Consider the following 22137-nt stretch of genomic DNA (forward strand, 5'->3'; position numbering starts at 1 on the left):
TGAATCAAACGCCCATGTGGCGTTTTTTCAAGATTGAACAATGAAATAATCCAAAATATAGAATTTTAGAGAAAGAAGAGGTAGGAGTCATGTAAACAGCAGATTAACAAGTGACAAAGGATAGAAATTAGAAAACACTTGTTAAAGGGGAAAATATGTTTAAAAGAAGTTATCGGAAAAATATCGGCCTGATGGCCGGAGTAGAATTTTTTGCCTTTCTAGGCATTACCAGTTTTTGGATTTTATTTCTAAGTCAAAACGGCATGTCCCTTTGGCAGATTGGGCTTTTGGAAAGTATTTTCCATGCGACTAGTGTCATCTGTGAAATTCCTTCTGGGATGTTGGCGGATCGCTTTTCCTACAAGACCAATCTTTATCTGAGCCGAATAGCCGGGATTGTGTCTTCGATTCTTATGTTAGCTGGGCAGGGGAACTTCTGGGTCTATGCACTGGCTATGGTGATTAGTGCTTGGTCCTATAATTTTGATTCGGGGACAAGCGCAGCCATGGTTTATGATTCGTCTGTGGAGGCCGGACTCAAGGAACGTTACCTGTCCATCTCCAGTTTTATGTCGGGGGTGGCTGAAGCGACTCGGTCTTTGGGAACGGTCTGGGCTGGATTTTTTGTCCATGGACAATTGCATCTGACCTACTATATCATGATTGGCACCTCTATCGTCGTTCTTTTCTTGACCTGGATGCTGAAAGAGCCAAGTGTCAAAGCAGAGAAAGCAGAACGCCTGACTATGAAAAAGATTATCTGGGCAGTCAAAGAGGAGTTGCAGAGAAATCCCAGCCTTTTTATCTGGATGATTCTTTCTCAAATCATCGGAACACTGATGTGTATGTTTTATTTTTACTATCAAAATCAATTGCCCGACTTAAAAGATTGGCAGATTTCGGTAGTCATGCTGATTGGCAGTGCTTTGAATATCTTAGCTGCCTATCTGGCGAGTGTGATTGGAAAGAAGTATTCTGCCTTGAAACTTTTTCCTTCAGTAGTTCTTCTAACTGGAGTGACTTACCTGTTTTCCTATTTTGGAACACCAGTCATCTATATTTTGATTTATCTAATCAGCAACGCCTTGTATGCACTCTTTCAGCCGATTTTTGACAACGATTTGCAAAAGCAGTTGCCAAGTGAAGTGCGGGCGACCATGCTTAGTGTCTATTCTATGATGTTCAGCCTTAGTATGATTGTCATCTTCCCTGTGACGGGCTGGTTGATTGATCACTTTGGTTTTGACTGGACGTTTATAGTTTTAGGCGGCTTCTTATTTGCTGTAACTCCATTTTTGCATATGGGGCTAAAGAAAATAAGCCAGAGTTTACAAGAAGTCTAATATCAATGTTCTCTTTCTGCTGGTCAGAAGGAGAATATTTTTTACTCTTTGAAAATTATGGTAAAATAAATACAGTTTAATGGAGAAGTAGGCAGTATGAAAGATTTATTGAAATATTTCAAGGGCTATATCAGGGAGTCTTTGCTGGGCCCCTTGTTCAAGCTTTTGGAAGCCAGTTTTGAACTACTGGTTCCGATTTTGATTGCGGGGATTGTGGATGAGACCATTCCTAGACACGACAGCTCCCATCTCTACTGGATGGTTTTTCTTTTGATGGGATTGGCTGCTCTGGGTGTGGTGGTAGCAGTGGTGGCCCAGTATTATTCGTCAAAGGCAGCAGTGGGCTTTACTCGTCAGATGACAGGTGACCTATATCAAAAGATTCTGCGCTTGCCCAAGGCTAGTCGGGATGAGCTGACGACTTCTAGCTTGGTGACTCGACTGACGAGTGACACCTATCAGATCCAGACGGGCATCAATCAATTTCTTCGTCTCTTCCTGCGGGCGCCTATCATTGTTTTTGGCTCCATCATCATGGCCTTTACTATCAGTCCAGTCATTACCTTGTGGTTTTTGCTCATGGTAGCAATTTTAACGGCTATTATCGTTTTCATGTCTCGTCTGATGAATCCCCTCTATGCCAAGATTCGTCAGCTGACTGACCAGCTAGTCAATCTGACTCGTGAGCAGCTACAGGGCATGCGGGTTATACGAGCTTTCGGTCAGACCCAGCGTGAGATTCAGAGTTTTCGCAATCGCAACGAGCTCTATAAAACCTGGCAAATCAGGACGGGAGCTCTGGCTAGTCTGATTAGTCCTCTGACCTTTCTTACGGTCAATGGTACCCTGATTGCTGTGATTTGGCAGGGGAATACCTTTATCGGCAAGGGCTTGTTGACTCAGGGAATGCTAGTGGCCTTGGTCAATTATTTATTGCAGATTTTGGTGGAATTGCTCAAGCTAGCTATGCTAGTCAATTCTCTCAATCAAAGCTATATCAGTGCAGGTCGCATTAGTCAAGTCTTCGAGCAAGCAGAAGAAGATGTCCTGCAGGAATTAGTGCAGGAAACAGCTCTGCCAAATCAAGCCATTAAAGTCCAGCAGGTCAGCTTTTCCTATCCCAATGCGGCTAGTCCAGCCTTGACTGGTCTGACTTTTGATTTGAAAAGAGGTCAGACTTTAGGTGTTATTGGCGGGACAGGTTCAGGGAAGTCTACTCTAGTCCAGCTGCTGGCTCATCTTTATCCTGTGGCTGCTGGTCAGTTGACCATCTTTTCCCAAGGACGCAGTCCTAAAAATCTCAGCGAATGGCGGTCTTGGATCAGTCTGGTGCCTCAGAAGGCGGAGCTTTTCCAAGGAACTGTTCGTTCCAATCTGACCTTGGGCATGTCAAGCAAGCCAACAGACGCAGACTTGTGGCAGGCTTTAGAGATTGCTCAAGCGGCGGACTTTGTCTCTCAGAAGGAAGGTGGCTTGGATGCGACTGTAGAGGCCTTTGGTCGGAATTTTTCTGGCGGTCAGCGTCAGCGTTTAACCATTGCCAGAGCTGTCTTGCGGAGAGCGCCTTTCTTGGTTTTAGATGATGCAACCTCTGCTCTGGACTATCTGACAGAGGCAAGACTCTTGCAGGCTATCAAGAATGAATTGACAGAGACCAGTCTGGTCTTGATCTCTCAGCGGACCAATAGCTTGCGCTCAGCAGATCAAATTTTAGTCCTAGATAAGGGAGAACAGGTGGCTCTTGGTCGCCATGAGGAACTCTTAGTCAGCTCTGCCATTTACCGAGAAATCCATCATTCACAGCATAGTCAAGGAGAGGAGGGTAATCATGAAGCATAAGACATCACCTAGCAGCTTGAGGCGTTTGACTCAAGACTTGCTACAGGCGCGCTGGCTCTTTCTCCTAGCTAGTCTGGGAACGGTGGCTCAAGTGGCTCTATCTGTTCTTCTCCCAGTTTTAATCGGGAATGCGGTTGATAGTGTTCTTCTTCCTCAAGCAGAGCAGCATTTGATGCCGATTTTGGGTCAGATGTTGTTGGTCATCTTAGCCAATACTCTGATTCAGTGGCTTAATCCCTTGGTCTATAATCAGCTGGTCTATCGCTATAGCCGGCAGCTCTGTCAAAGCGTCATCAAGAAAGTTCATTATCTGCCTTTGGCTTATCTGGATCGGCAGGGAACCGGCGACTTGGTTAGTCGGGTGACGACGGACTTGGAGCAGCTTAGCAATGGCCTGCTTATGGTTTTCAATCAATTTTTTGTGGGTTTGCTGACAATCTTAGTGACCATCATTAGTATGGCTCAGTTGGACTTTTTCCTCTTGCTTTTGGTTCTGCTTTTGACACCCCTTTCTCTCTTCTTAGCTCGCTTTATTGCTAGAAAAAGTTTTAGCTTTTTCCAACGGCAGACGCAGGCAAGAGGAGCGCAGACCCAGCTGATTGAGGAAAGTCTGACCCAGGAAAGTCTGATCCAGGCTTTTAATGCTCAGGAGCAGTTTGATACAGCTTTTACTCGCAGTAATCAAATCTATGCAGACTATTCGCAGGCGGCTATTTTCTATTCTTCGACGGTCAATCCTTCGACTCGTTTTATCAATGCCCTGATTTATGCTTTGATTGTAGGCTTTGGGGCTGTCCGAATCATTCAGGGAACAGGCTTTACGGTTGGGCAGCTGGTAACTTTTCTCAACTACGTCAACCAGTACACCAAGCCTTTCAATGATATATCGTCTGTCATGTCGGAATTGCAAAGTGCTTTAGCTTGTGCGGAGCGAATTTACAGCGTTTTGGACCAAGAAGAAATAGCAGAGTCAGGTCAAGAAATTCTTCAGTCTGAAGATGTCAAAGGACAGATTAGCTTTGAGCATGTGGCTTTTGGCTATGACCCTGGCAAAGAGCTGATTCAGGATTTGAATATAAGGATTCCAGCAGCTAGCAAGGTCGCAATTGTCGGGCCAACTGGTGCTGGTAAGTCAACCCTGATCAATCTCCTCATGCGCTTTTACAATGTAGACAGTGGTCTTATTTCGCTAGACGGTACTCCCATCACGCATTACACCAGAGCCTCTTATCGCCAGCAGTTTGGTATGGTACTGCAAGAGACTTGGCTCAAGACGGCGACCATTCACGACAACATAGCCTTTGGCCGGCCAGACGCTAGCCGAGAAGAGGTCATTGCAGCTGCTAAGGCAGCCAATGCTCATTTCTTTATCCAGCAGCTTCCTCAGGGTTATGACACCTATCTGGCGGATGCCGGGGACTCCCTGTCTCAAGGTCAGCGGCAGCTCTTGACTATTGCCCGTGTCTTCTTGGCTGTTCCTAAAATCCTAATCTTGGACGAGGCGACTTCCTCTATTGATACCCGAACAGAAGTTTTGATTCAGGAGGCTTTCAGCAAGCTCATGGTGGGACGGACTAGCTTTATCATCGCCCACCGTCTGTCTACTATTCAAAATGCTGACATCATCCTCGTCATGGTAGATGGCAATATCGTCGAACATGGTAATCACCAGGAGCTCATAGATGCCAAAGGTGTTTATTACCAAATGCAGACGGCGCAGGAGTAGAAGGGGAGCTTTATTAAAGTTCACAGATTGATGCTAAACAAAACTAAAAGAGTTGGAATTTCCAACTCTTTTTGCTTATAGTTCAACGTCTTCTAACCCTGTCTCTGTCAGTCGATAAATCTTCTGGCAGACTTCTTTGAGAAAGATACGATCGTGGGAGACAGCGATAATGGCGCCAGGATAGGTCGCCAAAAGCTGGCGAACCTGAGGCTGAGAGGTGGGAGAGAAGTTGCGGGTTGGCTCGTCCAGAAGGAGGACATTGGGACGGTCTAAGACTAGTTTGAGCAGAAGGAGCTTGGCTTTTTGGCCACCAGAAAGCTGCCCAATCGGGTGGCGAGCCTCGTCGCGCGTGAACTGGAGACTAGCTAGATGAGTCAGGATTTTCTCCTCCTGAGCCTTGTCGCCAGAGGGAGCCAGAAAGTCCAAGGGACTGCTTCCATCAGTTAGCAAGTCGCCATAATGCTGGGGCATGTAGCCTACTAGCATATCTGTCCGCTCACGCAGGATCTTCCATATTTCCTTAAGCAGAGTAGATTTGCCTGCACCATTAGCACCAATCAGTCCGATTTTTTCCTGACCGCAGACCTCCAGAGTCAGGTTCTCCGCCAGTTGTCGTTCGTTTGTTTCCAGTTTCATTCCTTCTAATTTCAGGATTCTTTTGGTCAATGGCAGAGCTTCTATATCTGAGAAGTGAAGACTGATGGCATCTTCCTGTGTTGGGATTTCAGTCATTTCAGCGCCTGCCTTTTCAAATCGTTTGCCCTGCGAGAGAATATTTTTCATCTTCTTAGCCACCAGTCGACCTGCAGTAGCGTCATGAGTGTTTCGTAAAGTATGCTCCACACTCTGCTTAACCCGTCGGTGTTTTTCCATAGTCTTAGCGTGTTCTTCTCGCTCTTTTCGTGCTAGTTGCCCTTGTTTTTCAAAAGCCTCCTGACGCTGATGGCGATAATTTTCATAGTCCAGACTTTTGACGCTGGTTCTAGCTTCCTGCTTCTTTTTGATTCGCTCCAGATGAACAATCTTGGTCGCGGCTTGAGCGAGAAAGTGCTCGTCGTGAGAGACGAAAAGGACCGTTCTCTGGCTGTGGCTGATAAAGTTTTCCAGCCAAGTTAGAGTTTCGAGATCAAGGTCATTAGAGGGCTCGTCAAGAAAGAGAATGTCCCAATCACTGGCTAGTTTCTTGATGAGTTGGACCTTGAGCTTTTCTCCTCCAGATAGGCTAGAGAGCTGCTGCTGGCTAGCAAAACGCTGGCTGTCAAAGTTGAGCTCTCCCGCATAGCGATAGAGCTTGGCATAGTCCAGCTCGGTCTCAAAATCAGCAAAGAAATAGTCATTGAGCGTCAGTTGGGCATCCTCTGAAGGCAGCTGCTGGGGCAGATAAACAGCAGCAGTATAGGACTTATCAATCTGTCCACTGTAGCTGACATAGGAACTGACCAGTCGCTCGTCAAGTAGGAGCTTGAGCAAGGTGGACTTGCCATTGCCCTCCTCACCAATAATAGCGATCTTGTCTCCTTGATTGACAGTCAGTGACAAATCTTTGACTAACTCTTTCAGATCTTTTAGGTGGGTAATCGTTAGATTTCTTATTTGAAGCATAGATGTCTCCTTCATTTTTAAAACAAAAAACAGCTCTGCTTTATTTAGCAGAGCTGTTTTTTATTGCACAAATCAGACACAGGAGTGTCTAAGTAGGATTATTCGTCTATAGGCTTCCAGCTTGCACTGTCATAGGAGCGACAGGATTAAACTAAAGATAAGCAAATAGAAGCTAGAAAGCACAAAAAATGAACATCCCGCGGATATGCAGAAACATGACAAAATCTACTAAATAAAGTTTCCTTTAAAAAATAGACTTAATTTTTCATGTCTCCGTGTACCTCCGAAATAGTTCTGCCTTAAGTCTAGCAGAAGGAGCTAAGAAAGTCAATAGAAAAGAAGGCTGAGACAGGATATCCCAACCTCGATTGCGTTTTTATATTATAAGCTTGTAGAATGTTTGGGTTGGACCTTTTGATCAGGGTAGATATGGTTAATGGCATTGTTGACAGCAGTAGGTGCCTCACCGAGTCCAGTCGCAATTAAGTCGATCTTACCTTCGTAGCTGCAACAATCTCCAGTAGCATAGATACCTGGTACGGAGGTTTCTTGCTTGCTATTGACCAAAATCTTGTGACGGTTGAGTTCCAAGCCCCAATCTTTGAGATTGCCGACAGAGGATTTAAAACCGTAATTGACAAAGAGATGATCTAGAGGTAAAAGCTGACTTTCCTCTCCCTTGACCTGGCTGATTTCCAAGTGGGTAATTTTGCCATTTTCACCGACCAATCGACTGGGTACAAATGGTGTCTTAATCTCAACGCTGGAAGCCTTGAGTTCCTCCACACTATGCTCCAAAGCCCGGAAGTTGTCCCGACGATGAACCAGGCTGGTTTTTGCGATTTTTTCAAAAGCTAGTGCCCAGTCAACAGCCGAGTCGCCGCCTCCCAGAACAACAACCTTTTTGCCAGCGTACTGGCTGATATTTGACACATGATAGTGGAGGTTGCTGTAGCTTTCAGCATCATCTAGCTCCAAAGCTCTTGGTTTAAAGGCGCCACCTCCCATGGCAATGATAATGGTTTTGGTCTGATGCTTCGCTTTAGAAGTCGTAATAGTGAAGCCCTCTTCGCCTTTCACGATATCCAGCACTGTTTCGTTGAGACAAATCTCAGTCTGGAAAGTCTCCAGCTGCTCAATTAGACGCTGTGTCAACTCTTCGCCAGTTAGATTGGTAAAGCCAGGGACATCCAGAATCTTCTTCTCTGGATAGAGAATGGCTGGCTGACCGCCCAGCTGAGGCAGGGAATCAATAATTTTAACCTTGGCTTGGCGCAGATGAGCATAAAAAGCTGCGAATAGGCCAACTGGACCACCGCCGACAATCGTAATATCATACAGTTCAGACATAATTTTCCTCAATCTTTTTTAAAATAAACTAGCATTATTGTACCACAAAAAGGGGGAGAAATGTAAGTGAGTAAGTTTACCTAATATTAAAAGCCCCTGATGGGGCTTGAAATTAGATAGCAAATAAATCATTGAGGTTTTCAGCCAGCGTCGGGTGGGTAAAGATTTGCTTGCTCAAGTAAGTGTAAGGAATCTTATTATCCATGGCTACAGTCAGGATATTGATAATTTCCTGAGCTCCAGCTGAGAAGATAGTCGCTCCAACAATTTCCTTGGTTTCAGTGTTGACAACAGCCTTGAAGGCACCGCGTAAGTCAGCATTGACATGTCCGCGAGGCATTGCTGCGACTGGAATCTCCTTAACTGCAATCGGCAGTCCTTGCTCTTGCGCTTCCTTTTCAGTCAATCCGATTTGAGCCAAAGGCGGTGTGATGAACATGCTAGTAGGGACGTTTTTACGGTCTTCTAGTGTGTAGCTGCCATCCCCAGCCAGATAGCTATAAAGGATACGGAAGTCATCCAGTGAGATATAAGTGAACTGGAGACCGCCATTGACATCACCCGCTGCAAATACACCAGGTACAGATGTTTCCAAGTGTTTATCAACCTTGATAGCTCCGCGTTCTGTCAGCTCAATGTCAGTATTTTCCAAGTGAAGTGGCTCAATATTCGGTTTGCGTCCAGTAGCATAGAGCAGGGCGTCAAAGCGGAATTCTCCATCCTCTGTCACAACGACAACTTCATCACCATCATTTTTGACCTGTGTGGTACGAACATTTTGTAAGAGCTGGATTCCGTCTTCTTCCATGTACTTCTTAGCTAGAGTAGCGATAGAAGATTCTACTCGAGGGAGAAAGACAGGTGCAGCATCCAGTACAGTTACTTGACTGCCCAATTTGTTGTAGAGTCCAGCAAATTCTAGGCCGATATTACCGCCACCTAGAACTCCTAAGCGTTTAGGAAGTTCTTTCAGGTTTTGGATACCTGTTGAATCGTAAACATTTTTAGTATCAGTCAATCCAGGAATCGGTAGGACATTGGAAACAGCACCAGTATTGATGACAATAGTCTCAGCAGTCAGTTCCTCTTTTTCATCACCAGCTGTGATTTCGATGACTTTGTTGGAAAGGAAATGAGCTTCCCCATCGATAATGTCGACACCAGCACCGCTAACTCCTGCATAGTTTTTACTATTAAGGCGGCTAGTTACAGCATTCTTTTCAGCTATGACTTGGTCAAAAGTTAAGCCCTTTTCAGCTGCGACTAAGAGAGTTTTGGTTGGGATGCAGGCGATATTGATACAGGTTCCCCCATACATAGCCTTGCTTCGCTCAATCAAAGCAACTTTTTTTCCTTGGGTTGCCATTTTAGCAGCCAATGTTTTACCAGCCTTACCAAAGCCGATAACAATCAGATCATAAGTTAACATAATTTACCTCCATTTTTCAAAAAGATTGTATCACATCTAGTCAGAAATTGCTGATTTCTGCTACGCCTATTTTATTTATGCTCTTTATTTGACATTTAAAAGTGATATGTATACGTTTTGAGCAATATTTTCCTTTCATGTTGATTTCTATGTTATACTGATTAAATTAGGTTTTAAAAGAAGGAGGACAAGATGTCTATATTTACTATTATTTCAGCAATTTTAGTTTCTTTAGAATTTTTTTATATCATGTATTTGGAGACATTTGCAACAGCTTCAAAAATAACAGCTCGAGTCTTTAACATGACTCAGGAGGAGCTTGAGAGGGAATCGGTTAACACTCTTTTTAAAAACCAAGGAGTCTATAATGGTTTGATTGCTGTCTTGGTTTTACTAGCTGTTTTTACCCAAGATTCTTTTTGGATGGCTATCTTTATGATTTACATTATCTTAGTGGCGGCCTATGGAGCATTGACTAGTGATCCGAAAATCTTGCTTAAGCAGGGAGGATTAGCTATACTGACCTTAATCAGTTTATTTTTCTAAAAAGAGTGGGAGTATTTTATTTCTCACTCTTTTTTGCATAAGGATTGACTTTTTAATTAGACAAGTGTAGAATAAAGATGAGAATAGAATATAGAAAGACGGGAAGACTATGAAAACATCCATTAAACGTTTGCCTGACGGAGAATTTACTATTTTAAAAGTAATTTGGCAATTGCCAAACCCAACAACTTCTGCCCAAATTATGGAAAAACTGGGCGAAGATAACCATTGGAAACCCCAGACCCTGTTAACTGTCTTAGCTCGCTTAACGGAAAAAGGCTTTTTAGAAAGTGTCCGTAAGGGACGTGAAAGACAGTATACGGCCATTATCTCAGAAGATGAATACCTAGAAGTAGAAACTTCAGATTTTCTAAAGCGTTATAGTGGTCATTCCATGGGGGGCCTTGTTAAAACTCTCTTTTCATCTAATTCTTTGTCAGACAATGAATTAGACGAGTTGAGGAGTTTACTTGATCAGAATAAATAAGTGGAGTCATCACCATGAAGCAATTCCTTTTATCTTTTTTGTTAACCAGTCTTACTACCTCGATTTTAGTAATCCTACTTAGTTTACTTTTTGCGCTTTTTAAGACGCGGGTTTCAGCCCGAGCAAAATATGTCATTTGGTTTTTGGTTTTGCTGAGTTTTCTCTTCCCATTTCGTCCTCAGTTTGGTTCAGGTTTGATTCGGATGAATGCAGGATCAACGATCAATACAGTGGCTACACAGGTTCCTTCAGGAACAGCACAAGTAGCTTCTCAAGTTACTGAAAAAACGATTCAGCCCAATCTGTGGCAAAGTTTTCTAAATTTGCCTTGGTTCGAGATTCTTATTGCAATATGGTTGCTAGGCTTTGTCTTTAGCATCGCTCGATATGCTTATTCCTATATTCTTTTTAGAAAGATGCTAAAACGATGGGGGACTCCCGTTGAAGATGAAGAAGCTCTGGCCCAATTACAAAAGATCCAAGAAGAGATGGGAATTAAAAATAAGGTTCGCCTGCTTCACTATCCTATGTCACAAAGTCCTATGCTAATTGGCTTCAGAGATATATTGATTGTATTACCAGAGTCTGACTACACTGAGGAAGAGTTGCAACTTGTTTTCAGACATGAATTGACGCACTACAAACACTATGATGTCTTGATTAATCTTTTAGCGATCCTTGTTAAAAGTCTTCATTGGTTTAATCCAATAGTTCGTCTAGCTTGTCGTGAAACTCAAGAAGTAGGAGAAATGTATTGTGATTATGATGTCTTAAATGATCAAGATATGCATTACCGGACTTTTTATGGAGAGACAATTTTAACTATGATTGATCGCAGTAAAAAGACGCCGATTGCTTTGACGACCTGCTTTTACTCTGAAAAATTTAATCTAAAGAGACGGATTGTCAGCATTATGGATAGTCGTCTACCTAAGAAGTTATTGTCAACCGTTTTTGTAGTAGCCGTTTCAGTTCTCTTGCTTTTGACTAGCTCGGTCTTTGCTATTGAAACTTCTGCAATTAATGTTCAAAAAACGCAGAAAGTAATCAATAAAAAAGTATCTAAAGAATTTAGTCAAGACCAGGCTTTGGCTGTTGCCTTGAAAGATTTAGGTCTTGGCGAAAAAGATATTAAAAATTTAAAGATTGTTCGAGATAAGGACAATTACCAAATCTATTTTTCTCACGGTCAAACTGCCCATGAGCTTCTAATCAATGCAAAGAATGGAAAAGTTTTAAAATCTAAACAACACACTGTAGTCGAAAAGACTGTAACAGTTGAGAAAGAAGTCCCAAGTTCGAATCATACTTCAACAGATACTAATCAGCCAGCTGTGACAACCCATAGTAGTAGTCCAAGTGTCACAACAGTTCCATCACCAAGTAAGAGTCAGACTTCATCTTCTCGAGATGATGACGATAAAGACGCCGATGATGATAAGGATGACGATGATGATTAAAATTAACTCTATCTATTTAGGTTTGATATGAACCTAAATAGATAGAGTTTTATATTTTTTAAAAAATCTCTTGACAAACAAAAACTACAAGTGTAGAATATAACTATAAACGACAAATGTAGAAATAAAATTTTTAGGTTTTGAGCAGTTGCTCTCTTTCTTTTAAATCATTAAACTACATTTGTAGAATAAAAAAGGAGAATCCCCATGAAACAAAAGAAGATTCAAACAAACTTTCAGCGTATCGAGACTAAGTATATCTTAGACCGGGCCACATTAGAGCGTTTAGAGGCTGAGATGGCTCCTTATCTTATTGCTGATGACTATGCAACATCAACTATAACAAATATCTATTTTGATAATGATGATTTTCAGATGATTCAAGATTCGATTGCTCGCAAAGGTGGGCGTGAAAAGTTACGTATGAGAACTTATGCAGAGCAACCTACAGATGATTGTCAAGTTTTCTTAGAAATTAAGAAAAAGTCTGAAGAAGTTGGATTTAAGTATCGGCTAATCTCTAATCCAGTTTCGGTTGTAAATTTCATTGAAAATGGATTAGTTGATGCGACTATTTCTGATGATCGAGTGAAGGCAGAAGTAGTCGCATTACAAGAACGCTATCTAGATTTAAAACCAAAAATGGTGATTAGCTATGATCGTTATTCTATGAAGGGATTAGAGGATAAGAAGGTGCGTGTGACCGTTGATTCAAATATTCGATATAGAGATTATGATGTTGAGTTGACTTCTGGACGCTATGGCTGGCCTTTGCTAGAAGATGGAAAAGCCATTATGGAAATTAAGGTCCCTGGTCAATATCCTCAATGGATGGCTGGTATTCTTAATAAATTTGGTCTCATGGATCAATCCTTCTCAAAATATGGCAAAGCATACCTACAGACAAAAGAAAGATTAAGCCACACAGTCAAGTCTTAAGGAGATCTCAATGCTCAATCAGTTATTTAATAGTATTTATTCCTCGGCTGAAGTGAAAATTAATCCCTTAGCTCTGATTTTTTCAATGATCACAAGCTTGATTTTAGGGATTGTTTTAGCCAAGGTATATAAACGTCAAACGATTTATACAAAAGAATTTGTGATTACATTGTCTCTGTTACCTGCTATTATTTCTATTATCATTTTCCTAGTGAATGGCAATTTAGGTACCAGTGTTGCTGTAGCGGGAACTTTTAGTTTGATTCGCTTTCGATCTGCTGCAGGAGGATCAAAAGAGCTCTTGGCAGTCTTTATGGCAACAGCCATCGGAATTACAACAGGGATGGGATTTGTTGCTTTAGCTGTCGTTTTTACCCTATCAATTTCCTTTGTTTGGTTGATTTTTGAAAAAATGAATTTTACTTCTGTTAGCCAGACAAGACGATATGTGGAAATGAGGGTTCCAGCTAATTTTGATTATGAATTGCTCTTTGAAGCTATTTTTTCAGCTAACTGTAAAAGTGTTGAAATGACATCAATTGAAGCAGCTGAAAAGCAATTGATCAAGTTGGAATACGTCATTGATTTATTACCGGAGATAAGTGATAGTAAGCTCATGCAGCAGTTTCTCGTCTATGATAAGGTTTTGTCGATGACTATTTCCAAAGCTGCTAAAAAGAAAAAAACATTGTAAAGTGAATTTTAGAGTAATTTTTTGAAATCTCAAAAAGAACAGACACATAGTATTCAATAAAAACTTGACATGAATTCCCTAATATGATATCATTAACTAGATTCTGAACTTGAAGGGAGTGAAAAACATGTCAAAAACAGTAGTACGTAAGAACGAATCTCTTGATGACGCTCTTCGCCGTTTCAAACGCGCTGTTACTAAAGCTGGTACTCTTCAAGAAACACGCAAACGTGAATTCTATGAAAAGCCTTCTGTAAAACGTAAACGTAAATCAGAAGCAGCTCGTAAGCGCAAGAAATTCTAATTGAAATAAAAAACAGCCCTTAGGCTGTTTTTTGTTAAAGAGCTATTGCGTTATTGTAGGAATGCAATAAAAAAACCTGAACATATACTTTCAGGTTTTTCGTTATATTATTTTTTTTCAAGCAAAGCTTTGATTTCTTGAAGTACTTCAAGTTCAGTTGGAGCTGGTTCTTCTTCGACAACTTCTTCTTGTTTTTTACCGAAGCTTTGAGCTTTTTCAGCAGCCTTAACAATGAAGAAAAGAACTGTTCCGATAACAAGGAAGTTAATAACCGCACTTAGGAAGTTACCATAGGCAATACCGTTCCAAGATAATTCAGCAATTTTATCTACACCAGCAGCGCTCAAGGCTGGGTTTAAAATAAGTGGTGTGATAATGTCATTTACTAATGAAGTAACAATTGCACCAAAAGCAGCACCAATGATAACAGCAACAGCTAGGTCAACTACGTTGCCACGAAGTAAAAAGCTTTTTAACTCTTTTAACATAGAAACATCTCCTTTTTTTTAATCAGTCTCTATTATAATGAAAATAACAACCTTTTGCAAGTGGTTGGTTTTATAGGATTGTTAAATTTTCATGTCTATCTTTTAAAGTATATTTATTTGTAAATCTGTAGCTGATATTTTACTTTTTTGTTAATTTATTATAAAATATAACATAGTATTCTATGGTAAATTGGAGGTATTGTCGGGTGATTGATAAAGAAATCATTTCTGATATTAAAAACAGCGTCAATATCGTCGAAGTCATAGGAGAAGTTGTTGCTCTGACTAAGGCTGGACGCAACTTTCTTGGACTATGTCCATTTCATGGAGAAAAGACACCTTCCTTTAATGTCGTTGAAGATAAGCAGTTTTACCACTGTTTTGGTTGCGGCAAGTCGGGAGATGTTTTTAAGTTTATCGAAGAATATCGTGGCGTTTCATTTATGGAAGCCGTCCAAATAATTGCTGAACGATCGGGTATTCAACTTGCAGTTGATAAAAATGATCTATCCCAACCAAAAAGACAACACCCGCATCAAGCTCTCTATGATATTCATACTGAGGCTGCGAAATTTTATCACGCTGTCTTGATGACGACCAAGATGGGAGAAGAAGCTAGAACTTATCTTTACAAACGTGGATTGACTGATGAGATCATTAAGCATTTTCAGATTGGTTTAGCCCCTAGTGAGGGCAACTATCTTTATCAGAGTATGGTTGGAAAATTTGATGAAGCAACCATTATGAATTCAGGTCTTTTTAATCTAGCAGAGAGTAATCTAGTTTATGATGCTTTTCAAAATCGTATCATGTTTCCCTTGGCTAATGATAATGGCCAGGTAGTGGCATTTTCCGGAAGGATTTGGAAAGAATCTCCTCAGACTGATGGTCATCAAGCTAAGTATAAAAATAGTCGCAGCACAGCTATTTTCAATAAGAGTTACGAACTCTATCATTTGGACAAGGCAAAACCAACCATAAAGAAAAGTCATGAAGTCTATCTGATGGAAGGATTCATGGATGTCATTGCTGCTTACCGGGCAGGGATAGAAAATGCAGTCGCATCAATGGGGACGGCCTTGACACATGAACATGTTCAGCATCTTAGCAAGTATTGTAAAAAGGTCATCTTATCTTACGATGGTGATAAGGCTGGACAGGCAGCAACTGTTAAAGCTTTGGATGAATTAAAAGACTTGGCTGTTGAGATTGTCTCTATTCCAGATCAGATGGATCCAGATGAATTTGTTCAAAAAAATTCTCCTGAAGAACTACAACATTTGCTAACCAAAACTCGGATAAGTGATGTGGAGTTTCTAATTCGCTATCTGAAACCGGAAAATACAGAGAATTTGCAGGCTCAGATTGAATTTGTTGAGAAAATGGCTCCGATCATTGCTCAGACCTCATCAATTACGGCGCAGAATTCTTATATTTATATGCTGGCAGAGCTTCTACCAGACTTCGATTACCAGCAAGTTGAGCAGGCTGTTAACAATAGTCGCTTAAGTAGTCGACAGAGTCAGCAAGAACAGGTTTATCAACAGCCTCATTTTCAGACAAATCTTCCGCTTTCTAAGCAAGTGTCTCGTTTAGTAAAAGCTGAGAATCACCTTCTTAATCGAATGATTGAATATCCTATTGTTTTAAATGATTACCGTTTGAGAGAAGATTTTCAGTTTGCAACACCTGAATTACAGATTCTATACCAGATACTTTGCGAAAATGGTGAAGTGACATCACAAGATTTGTCCGAGCAATCAGATGGGGTCCAGCAAGCCTGGTATCGTATTTTAGAAGAAGATTTACCTAGCGAAATTGCGGATAATGAATTGGCAGAAGTAGAGTCTATCAGAGATAAAGAATTGCTCCGTAAGGAAAATCAAATAATTGGGAAAAAAGTTCGAGAAGCATCTCATAATGGTGATGTTGATACGGCTATTGAAGAACTGGAGCGCTTGATCGCTCAGAAAAGAAGAATGGAGTAGGAATGGCTACAAAACAAAAAGAAGTAACAACATTTGACGTACAAGTTGCAGAATTTATTCGAAACCATAAAAAAACTGGTACGGCAATTGATGATGAAATTAATGATAAATTGATTATTCCTTTTACCTTAGATGCAGATGGTATCGAAGATCTATTGCAACGTATCCAAGATGCAGGGATCTCTATCACAGATAAAGAAGGGAATCCAAGTGCACGTGTTTTACACAACGAAGAGGAAGAAGCAGAGCTGACTGATGAAGAACTTTTAGGTAGCAATTCAGCTAAAGTCAACGATCCTGTTCGTATGTACTTGAAAGAAATTGGAGTCGTTCCACTTTTGACAAACGAAGAAGAGCAAGAATTGGCAATCTTGGTAGAGCAGGGAGATACTGAGGCTAAGCAACGTTTGGCTGAAGCCAACCTTCGCTTGGTAGTTTCTATTGCAAAGCGTTATGTTGGACGTGGCATGCAGTTCCTTGACTTGATCCAAGAAGGAAATATGGGCTTGATGAAGGCTGTTGACAAGTTTGACTATACCAAAGGATTTAAGTTTTCAACATATGCAACTTGGTGGATCCGTCAGGCCATTACTCGTGCGATCGCTGACCAAGCTAGAACAATCCGAATTCCAGTTCACATGGTAGAAACGATTAACAAGCTAGTTCGTGAGCAACGTAATCTCTTGCAAGAATTAGGTCAAGATCCAACACCTGAGCAGATTGCTGAGCGTATGGATATGACACCAGATAAGGTTCGTGAGATTCTTAAGATTGCTCAGGAGCCAGTTTCGCTGGAAACACCTATCGGTGAGGAAGATGATAGCCATCTGGGTGACTTTATCGAAGACGAAGTAATTGAAAATCCAGTTGATTACACAACTCGTGTTGTTCTTCGTGAGCAGTTGGATGAAGTTTTAGACACCCTTACAGATCGTGAAGAAAATGTTCTTCGTCTGCGTTTTGGTTTGGATGATGGTAAAATGCGGACCTTGGAAGATGTTGGTAAAGTCTTCAATGTGACCCGTGAACGCATCCGCCAAATTGAAGCTAAAGCCCTACGTAAACTACGCCACCCAAGCCGTAGCAAGCCACTCCGTGATTTCATTGAAGATTAAAAAATGATGAAATATAGATTTTACAGATATGAACTAAATAGGAGATGATAGGATGGCAGAGCAAAAATATACAGCAGAAGAAATTGATGGCATTAAAAACCGCATTCTTGAAAGTTTGGAACAAGTAATCGACCCTGAGTTGGGAATTGATATTGTCAATTTGGGATTGATCTATGAAATTCGTTTCAACGAAGAAAATGGTGAGACAGAAATCGACATGACTCTAACAACTATGGGATGTCCTTTGGCTGATCTACTGACAGATCAAATCCACGATGCTCTTGAAGAAATTCCAGAAGTAACTAAGGTTGAAGTTAAGCTAGTTTGGTATCCCGCTTGGACTGTTGAAAAAATGAGCCGTTACGCAAGAATTGCACTTGGAATCAAATAAAAATTAATCTCGAATCTAACTGGGTTCGAGATTTTTTTCTAAAGTAAATCATTAATATCTGATCTGAAAAAATTGCAATTTTGCTGAAATATGATATAATAATTCTATTGTCTTGGGGTCGTTACGGATTCGACAGGCATTATGTGGCACATTTTGCGACTCATCTTGCGGATGTAAAACGCCAGTTAAATATAACTGCAAAAAATAATACTTCTTACGCTTTAGCTGCCTAAAAACCAGCGGGCGTGACCCGATTCGGATTGCTTGTGTCTGATGACAGGTCTTATTTTAGCAAGCTACGGTAGAATCTTGTCTAGGGATTTTACAAGAGATTGATAGACTCGCTTGATTTGGGCTTGAGTTATGTGTCAAAATCAAGTTAAAACAATACATAGCCTATGGTTGTAGACAAATGTGTTGGCAGATGTTTGGACGTGGGTTCGACTCCCACCGGCTCCATCTTTAAAAATGGAAGATTACTCAAGAGGCTTAAGAGGCTGTGTTGGAAACGCAGTAGGCGTGTAAAAGCGTGCGTGGGTTCGAATCCCATGTCTTCCGTAATATTTATAAGGCGCTCATTGGCGTTTTTTTGTTGGCTTAAAAGGATTGGAATTTTTTGCTGATTTGGTGGCTAAATCTAAAATTGGACTCCTATTTAGACTTTATGATACGCTGAAGAAAGATGGATTCGTTTCCATCTTTTTATTTTTGTAAAATATATTGAAATTTTTCTGAAAAGTAGTAGACTGTTACTTAGAAAAGTGAGGGGACTTCATGAAATTATACGTACAATTGATGATTATCTTTTCGATTTCGTTACTTGGAGAGGGAATTTCAACTATTTTTCACTTACCGATTCCAGGTAGCATCATCGGATTAATTTTGTTATTTTTAGCTTTAGAATTCAAATGGTTACGCCTACGTCATGTAAATATGGTTGGTAATTTTTTACTGGCGAATATGACTATTCTTTTTTTGCCGGCAGCAGTTGGTATTATGGATAAATTTCATATTATAGCACCTTATCTCCTGCCTATCATTTTGATTGTTGTCTTGGCAATTGTTCTGAACGTTGTGGTCATTGCCTATACAGTGCAGTTTATTAAAAGACGTTATGAAGGTGATTATGAAGAAAGGGGAGCAAGACATGACTAGTGTAGTTACTAATCCTTTGTTTGGCTTGGCTTTGTCTATCTTAGCTTATCTTATTGGAATGTTGATTTTTAGACGTTTTCCACATCCTTTGACAACGCCTCTACTTTTGGCAACAATTTTAGTGATTCTCTTTTTATCTTGGACTGGGATTTCTTACAAGGATTATTATATCGGAGGATCATACTTGAATAATCTGATTGTACCTTCGACAGTTGCTTTAGGGATTCCGCTTTACAAGACTTTCCATTTAATGAAACACCACGCTAGAAGTATCTTATTAGGTATCTTTTTATCAGTTTTGGTAAATACAAGTTTTACAGCACTTGTAGCAAAATTTTTTGGAATGGACTTTTTCTTAGCTATTTCTTTGTTTCCAAAGTCAGTAACCACTGCAATGGCAGTTGGTATTGTGGATAAGATGCAGGGGATTACAACAATTACTTTGGTAGTTGTTGTAGCTACTGGGATTTTGACGAGTGTAATGGGTCCTAGTATTTTAAAACTTCTTAAAATTGAAGATCCGGTTGCTATTGGCTTAGCACTTGGGGGGACAGGGCATGCAGTAGGAACAGGAGCGGCCTTTAAATATGGCCAAGTTGAAGGAGCTATGGCTGGTTTGGCCATTGGAGTGACAGGTTTAATGTATGTTTTTGTCAGTCCTTTAATTGCTGGGCTTATTTTAGGAAAATAAGAGGGATACCCTCTTTTTTAGTTTTTGATGAATTCTTATCTTGTTGAAATGTCGTTTTAAGTTGCTATAAAGTGAAATACTTTTAAGAAGTAGGATGCAAGAAAGAAATTTAGTTTTAGCTATAAATAGAGGGAAAAATGGAAATGGGGAACAATATCTTTAGGTCAGCAAAATCAAGATTTCTAATGGATGAATTAGCCGAAAGAATGATGTTATGAATTTTACAATACTATAGTATATCTTTTAAGTTAAAGTTGTTGATGTAGTACTGTGAAACTGATATAATAATTTTTACAACTGGCGCGTTATACAAAAATATTTTCAATAGTTTAGAACAATATTTTTTGAGCGTTTATAGACTGCAATCTCTTATATTTATTAAATATTTTGAGATGGATTATTATGAGGTGAGAAAATGTTAAAAGATAAATGGTGGTTGCCCTTTCTGACTGTAGGAGTTATTGTTGCGGCAGTTTTTGCTATGCTTTATTTTTCTGGAACTAAAAAGAACGATAAAGCTTCTACACAGACAAGTGGAAGTGCAGCTGTAGAACATGTATTGACAGGTCAGCAATTGCCAGAATTTGAAATGGAAGATCAGGTAGGAGCCTTAAAGAAAAGTTCAGAGTTTTACGATAAGCCTATGCTGGTAGTAGAGTGGGCCAGCTGGTGTCCTTATTGTCAGCGACAGTTGCCGGAGATTCAAAAAGTTTATGAAAAGTATAAAAACAAAATTAATTTTGTCATGTTAGATATGCTTGATTTTCATAAGGAAACAAAGGAACAAGCGGATCAGTATGTCAGTGAGAAAGGCTATACCTTCCCGTATTACTATGATGCAGGTGAGAAAGCAGCGGATATCCTCCATGTTCAATCAATTCCTGGGATTTACCTAGTCGATAAGAATCAAAAAGTAAAAAAAGTGATATTAAACTTTCATGACGAAGCAGCGCTCGAAAAAGAGCTAGAAGAGATTTTAAATTAAAATGCAAGCTTATATTAGAGTTTCTAAGTAGGTTTTAATAAATAATAAAAGGTATGATTCTTGTAAGCCACAAGAATCATACCTTTTATTTTATGTAGATAGGTGTTGTTAAAATAGAGTTTAATGCCTATATAGAAACCTTATTTACCCAAGCAAAATTGGCTGAAGAGTTGGGTGATGAGTTCGTCTGGTGCGGCGTCACCAGTGATTTCGCCGAGGATTTCCCAGGTGCGGGTCATATCAACTTGGAGAAGGTCTACCGGCATACCCATTTCCAAGCCTTGGTTGACGGCTTGCAGGCTTTCCAGAGCCTTTTCAATCAGGGAGATGTGACGGGCGTTGGAAAGATAAGTGGCGTCTTGTTCGACAATACCAGCATTTTCAAAGAAGAGCTGATTAATGCGTTCTTCAATTTTGTCGATATTTTGGTTGTGGAGGACAGAAATCTTGATAGCATCTGCTGGCAGTTGGTCCAGTTCAATCTTTTCTTCAAGGTCAGTCTTGTTAAGTAGGACGATACGATTGCTATCTTGGCTGATTTCGAGCAATTGTCTGTCCTGATCCGTCAGAGGCTCGCTGGCATTAAGAACTAAGAGGACCAAGTCAGCTTCTTGAAGGGCTTTTTTAGAGCGCTCAACTCCAATTTGTTCTACAAGGTCATCGGTTTCCCGAATTCCTGCTGTATCAATAAGCTTGAGCGGCACTCCCTTGATATTGACATACTCCTCAATCACATCCCGAGTCGTACCCTCGATATCAGTCACAATGGCCTTGTCCTCGCGCAGGAGATTGTTGAGCAGACTGGACTTGCCAACATTAGGTCTGCCGATGATAGCAGTGGAAATGCCTTCGCGTAAAATCTTACCTCGTCTTGCAGTATTGAGAAGATTGCTTAGCAGAGCCTCGAACTCAGCTGTTTTCTCTCGCATCAATTGGGTCGTCATCTCTTCCACATCGTCGTACTCCGGATAGTCAATGTTGACCTCGACCTGAGCCAAAGTGTTGAGAATTTCCTGACGAGTATTGTTGATAAGATTGGAGAGAGAGCCATCTAGCTGCTTGACAGCATTGTTCATGGCTTTATCGGTCTTGGCGCGGATGATATCCATAACTGCCTCAGCCTGAGTCAGGTCCACTCGACCATTCAAAAAGGCCCGCTTGGTAAACTCACCAGGCTCTGCCATTCTAGCCCCTTCTCGAATAGCTAATTGCAGGATTTCATTAGTAACCGCAATTCCCCCGTGAGTGTTTATTTCAATGATGTCCTCGCGTGTAAAAGTCTTGGGTGAGCGCATAGCACCGACCATAACTTCATCTAGTACTTCATGGTTTTGAGGGTCGACAATATGGCCATAGTTGAGCGTGTGGCTAGCTACCTTACTTAGATCTTTTCCTTTGAAGATTTTTTGGGCAATAGCAAAGCTGTCAGTCCCGCTTAACCTGACAATACCGATAGCCCCTTCGCCAAGAGGAGTAGAAATCGCAGCGATTGTATCAAATTCTCTGGTAATCATACTGTATTTTTCCTTGTGTTTTAAAATCAATTACCTTAATTGTAACGCAAAAACGAAAGGGGAGCAAGGTTTTGATTTAACTATGGCAATT

General features: G+C 40.7%; 20 protein-coding genes, 1 tRNA gene and 1 other RNA gene. 17 read left to right on the forward strand and 5 right to left on the reverse strand.

What is annotated here, in order from left to right; all coding sequences use genetic code 11:
- The first annotated feature begins 155 nt into the window (after positions 1–155).
- The 3 genes from PCY09_RS00970 to PCY09_RS00980 all read left to right on the forward strand — a co-directional run bounded on the left by PCY09_RS00970 (position 156) and on the right by PCY09_RS00980 (position 4908).
- Positions 156–1343 carry an MFS transporter gene (locus PCY09_RS00970; RefSeq protein WP_048774644.1) on the forward strand — a complete coding sequence of 396 codons (1188 nt, stop codon included), beginning with the start codon at positions 156–158 and terminating at the stop codon, positions 1341–1343.
- Positions 1344–1439: 96 nt separating this feature from the next.
- Positions 1440–3182, forward strand: coding sequence for an ABC transporter ATP-binding protein (locus PCY09_RS00975; protein ID WP_125397121.1), 1743 nt, complete (start codon positions 1440–1442; stop codon positions 3180–3182).
- Complete coding sequence (locus PCY09_RS00980; protein ID WP_125369562.1) at positions 3172–4908, forward strand: ABC transporter ATP-binding protein; 1737 nt, start codon at positions 3172–3174, stop codon at positions 4906–4908. Before PCY09_RS00975 ends, PCY09_RS00980 begins: the two co-directional genes overlap by 11 nt.
- A 75-nt stretch (positions 4909–4983) precedes the next feature.
- Here PCY09_RS00980 and PCY09_RS00985 read toward each other — a convergent pair whose 3' ends face one another.
- The 3 genes from PCY09_RS00985 to PCY09_RS00995 form a co-directional block, all read right to left on the reverse strand.
- Positions 4984–6510, reverse strand: a complete 1527-nt coding sequence (locus PCY09_RS00985) for an ATP-binding cassette domain-containing protein (protein WP_125397122.1) — start codon at positions 6508–6510, stop codon at positions 4984–4986.
- 381 nt (positions 6511–6891) lie between these two features.
- Complete coding sequence (locus PCY09_RS00990; RefSeq protein WP_125397123.1) at positions 6892–7860, reverse strand: NAD(P)/FAD-dependent oxidoreductase; 969 nt, start codon at positions 7858–7860, stop codon at positions 6892–6894.
- Between the two features lie 112 nt (positions 7861–7972).
- Positions 7973–9289 (reverse strand): FAD-containing oxidoreductase, encoded by a 1317-nt coding sequence (locus PCY09_RS00995; protein ID WP_048780169.1) that lies wholly within the window; start codon positions 9287–9289, stop codon positions 7973–7975.
- 192 nt (positions 9290–9481) lie between these two features.
- Here PCY09_RS00995 and PCY09_RS01000 point away from each other — a divergent pair, with 192 nt between their 5' ends.
- From PCY09_RS01000 to rpsU, 6 genes are all read left to right on the forward strand, one after another.
- Positions 9482–9835, forward strand: a complete 354-nt coding sequence (locus PCY09_RS01000) for a DUF1304 domain-containing protein (RefSeq protein WP_045773326.1) — start codon at positions 9482–9484, stop codon at positions 9833–9835.
- A 109-nt stretch (positions 9836–9944) separates the two neighbouring features.
- Positions 9945–10322, forward strand: coding sequence for a BlaI/MecI/CopY family transcriptional regulator (locus tag PCY09_RS01005; RefSeq protein ID WP_008809223.1), 378 nt, complete (start codon positions 9945–9947; stop codon positions 10320–10322).
- 14 nt (positions 10323–10336) lie between these two features.
- Positions 10337–11782 carry a M56 family metallopeptidase gene (locus tag PCY09_RS01010; RefSeq protein WP_048780167.1) on the forward strand — a complete coding sequence of 482 codons (1446 nt, stop codon included), beginning with the start codon at positions 10337–10339 and terminating at the stop codon, positions 11780–11782.
- 207 nt (positions 11783–11989) lie between these two features.
- Positions 11990–12721 carry a polyphosphate polymerase domain-containing protein gene (locus PCY09_RS01015; RefSeq protein ID WP_048780164.1) on the forward strand — a complete coding sequence of 244 codons (732 nt, stop codon included), beginning with the start codon at positions 11990–11992 and terminating at the stop codon, positions 12719–12721.
- A gap of 10 nt (positions 12722–12731) precedes the next feature.
- Entirely contained in the window at positions 12732–13415 is a 684-nt protein-coding gene (locus tag PCY09_RS01020) for a DUF4956 domain-containing protein (RefSeq protein WP_061602125.1), read from the forward strand.
- Positions 13416–13542: 127 nt separating this feature from the next.
- On the forward strand, positions 13543–13719 hold the full coding sequence (gene rpsU, locus PCY09_RS01025; protein WP_000048054.1) for a 30S ribosomal protein S21: 177 nt from the start codon (positions 13543–13545) through the stop codon (positions 13717–13719).
- 107 nt (positions 13720–13826) lie between these two features.
- On the opposite strand, the gene mscL is transcribed toward rpsU, so the two are convergent.
- A complete protein-coding gene (gene mscL / locus PCY09_RS01030; RefSeq protein ID WP_045503293.1) occupies positions 13827–14207 on the reverse strand; it encodes a large conductance mechanosensitive channel protein MscL in 381 nt (126 codons plus the stop codon).
- A gap of 206 nt (positions 14208–14413) precedes the next feature.
- Between mscL and dnaG the strand changes: the two genes are divergently transcribed.
- The 8 genes from dnaG (at position 14414) to PCY09_RS01070 (ending at position 20532) form a co-directional block, all read left to right on the forward strand.
- Positions 14414–16195, forward strand: coding sequence for a DNA primase (gene dnaG, locus PCY09_RS01035; protein WP_301556687.1), 1782 nt, complete (start codon positions 14414–14416; stop codon positions 16193–16195).
- A gap of 2 nt (positions 16196–16197) precedes the next feature.
- Positions 16198–17310, forward strand: a complete 1113-nt coding sequence (gene rpoD, locus PCY09_RS01040) for an RNA polymerase sigma factor RpoD (RefSeq protein ID WP_008809216.1) — start codon at positions 16198–16200, stop codon at positions 17308–17310.
- 52 nt (positions 17311–17362) lie between these two features.
- Positions 17363–17701: a metal-sulfur cluster assembly factor gene (locus PCY09_RS01045; protein ID WP_012000664.1), complete on the forward strand. Its 339-nt coding sequence runs from the start codon at positions 17363–17365 to the stop codon at positions 17699–17701.
- 114 nt (positions 17702–17815) lie between these two features.
- Positions 17816–18163, forward strand: a transfer-messenger RNA (tmRNA) gene (gene ssrA, locus PCY09_RS01050).
- Positions 18164–18171: 8 nt separating this feature from the next.
- Positions 18172–18259, forward strand: a tRNA-Ser gene (locus tag PCY09_RS01055).
- Positions 18260–18475: 216 nt separating this feature from the next.
- Entirely contained in the window at positions 18476–18856 is a 381-nt protein-coding gene (locus tag PCY09_RS01060; protein WP_008809214.1) for a CidA/LrgA family protein, read from the forward strand.
- A complete protein-coding gene (locus tag PCY09_RS01065; RefSeq protein ID WP_008809213.1) occupies positions 18849–19547 on the forward strand; it encodes an LrgB family protein in 699 nt (232 codons plus the stop codon). Before PCY09_RS01060 ends, PCY09_RS01065 begins: the two co-directional genes overlap by 8 nt.
- A 415-nt stretch (positions 19548–19962) precedes the next feature.
- Entirely contained in the window at positions 19963–20532 is a 570-nt protein-coding gene (locus PCY09_RS01070; RefSeq protein ID WP_061602127.1) for a TlpA disulfide reductase family protein, read from the forward strand.
- A gap of 140 nt (positions 20533–20672) precedes the next feature.
- Here PCY09_RS01070 and mnmE read toward each other — a convergent pair whose 3' ends face one another.
- The gene (gene mnmE / locus PCY09_RS01075; RefSeq protein ID WP_045773334.1) at positions 20673–22046 is read right to left on the reverse strand and encodes a tRNA uridine-5-carboxymethylaminomethyl(34) synthesis GTPase MnmE; all 1374 of its coding nucleotides are present in this window, start codon (positions 22044–22046) and stop codon (positions 20673–20675) included.
- Positions 22047–22137 lie beyond the last annotated feature (91 nt).

It is taken from the genome of Streptococcus sp. SG2 (assembly GCF_030439925.1).
Taxonomy (GTDB): domain Bacteria; phylum Bacillota; class Bacilli; order Lactobacillales; family Streptococcaceae; genus Streptococcus; species Streptococcus gordonii.

What these genes read in the sequence shown, in the direction of transcription:
- PCY09_RS00990 (WP_125397123.1), bottom strand. Translation starts at nt 7,860, where the DNA reads ATGTCTGAACTGTATGATATTACGATTGTCGGCGGTGGTCCAGTTGGC.
- PCY09_RS01005 (WP_008809223.1), top strand. Translation starts at nt 9,945, where the DNA reads ATGAAAACATCCATTAAACGTTTGCCTGACGGAGAATTTACTATTTTA.
- rpoD (WP_008809216.1), top strand. Translation starts at nt 16,198, where the DNA reads ATGGCTACAAAACAAAAAGAAGTAACAACATTTGACGTACAAGTTGCA.
- PCY09_RS01060 (WP_008809214.1), top strand. Translation starts at nt 18,476, where the DNA reads ATGAAATTATACGTACAATTGATGATTATCTTTTCGATTTCGTTACTT.
- PCY09_RS01065 (WP_008809213.1), top strand. Translation starts at nt 18,849, where the DNA reads ATGACTAGTGTAGTTACTAATCCTTTGTTTGGCTTGGCTTTGTCTATC.
- PCY09_RS01045 (WP_012000664.1), top strand. Translation starts at nt 17,363, where the DNA reads ATGGCAGAGCAAAAATATACAGCAGAAGAAATTGATGGCATTAAAAAC.
- PCY09_RS00995 (WP_048780169.1), bottom strand. Translation starts at nt 9,289, where the DNA reads ATGTTAACTTATGATCTGATTGTTATCGGCTTTGGTAAGGCTGGTAAA.
- PCY09_RS00985 (WP_125397122.1), bottom strand. Translation starts at nt 6,510, where the DNA reads ATGCTTCAAATAAGAAATCTAACGATTACCCACCTAAAAGATCTGAAA.
- PCY09_RS00970 (WP_048774644.1), top strand. Translation starts at nt 156, where the DNA reads ATGTTTAAAAGAAGTTATCGGAAAAATATCGGCCTGATGGCCGGAGTA.
- mnmE (WP_045773334.1), bottom strand. Translation starts at nt 22,046, where the DNA reads ATGATTACCAGAGAATTTGATACAATCGCTGCGATTTCTACTCCTCTT.
- PCY09_RS01010 (WP_048780167.1), top strand. Translation starts at nt 10,337, where the DNA reads ATGAAGCAATTCCTTTTATCTTTTTTGTTAACCAGTCTTACTACCTCG.
- mscL (WP_045503293.1), bottom strand. Translation starts at nt 14,207, where the DNA reads ATGTTAAAAGAGTTAAAAAGCTTTTTACTTCGTGGCAACGTAGTTGAC.
- PCY09_RS01020 (WP_061602125.1), top strand. Translation starts at nt 12,732, where the DNA reads ATGCTCAATCAGTTATTTAATAGTATTTATTCCTCGGCTGAAGTGAAA.
- PCY09_RS01070 (WP_061602127.1), top strand. Translation starts at nt 19,963, where the DNA reads ATGTTAAAAGATAAATGGTGGTTGCCCTTTCTGACTGTAGGAGTTATT.
- PCY09_RS01015 (WP_048780164.1), top strand. Translation starts at nt 11,990, where the DNA reads ATGAAACAAAAGAAGATTCAAACAAACTTTCAGCGTATCGAGACTAAG.
- PCY09_RS00975 (WP_125397121.1), top strand. Translation starts at nt 1,440, where the DNA reads ATGAAAGATTTATTGAAATATTTCAAGGGCTATATCAGGGAGTCTTTG.
- PCY09_RS00980 (WP_125369562.1), top strand. Translation starts at nt 3,172, where the DNA reads ATGAAGCATAAGACATCACCTAGCAGCTTGAGGCGTTTGACTCAAGAC.
- rpsU (WP_000048054.1), top strand. Translation starts at nt 13,543, where the DNA reads ATGTCAAAAACAGTAGTACGTAAGAACGAATCTCTTGATGACGCTCTT.
- PCY09_RS01000 (WP_045773326.1), top strand. Translation starts at nt 9,482, where the DNA reads ATGTCTATATTTACTATTATTTCAGCAATTTTAGTTTCTTTAGAATTT.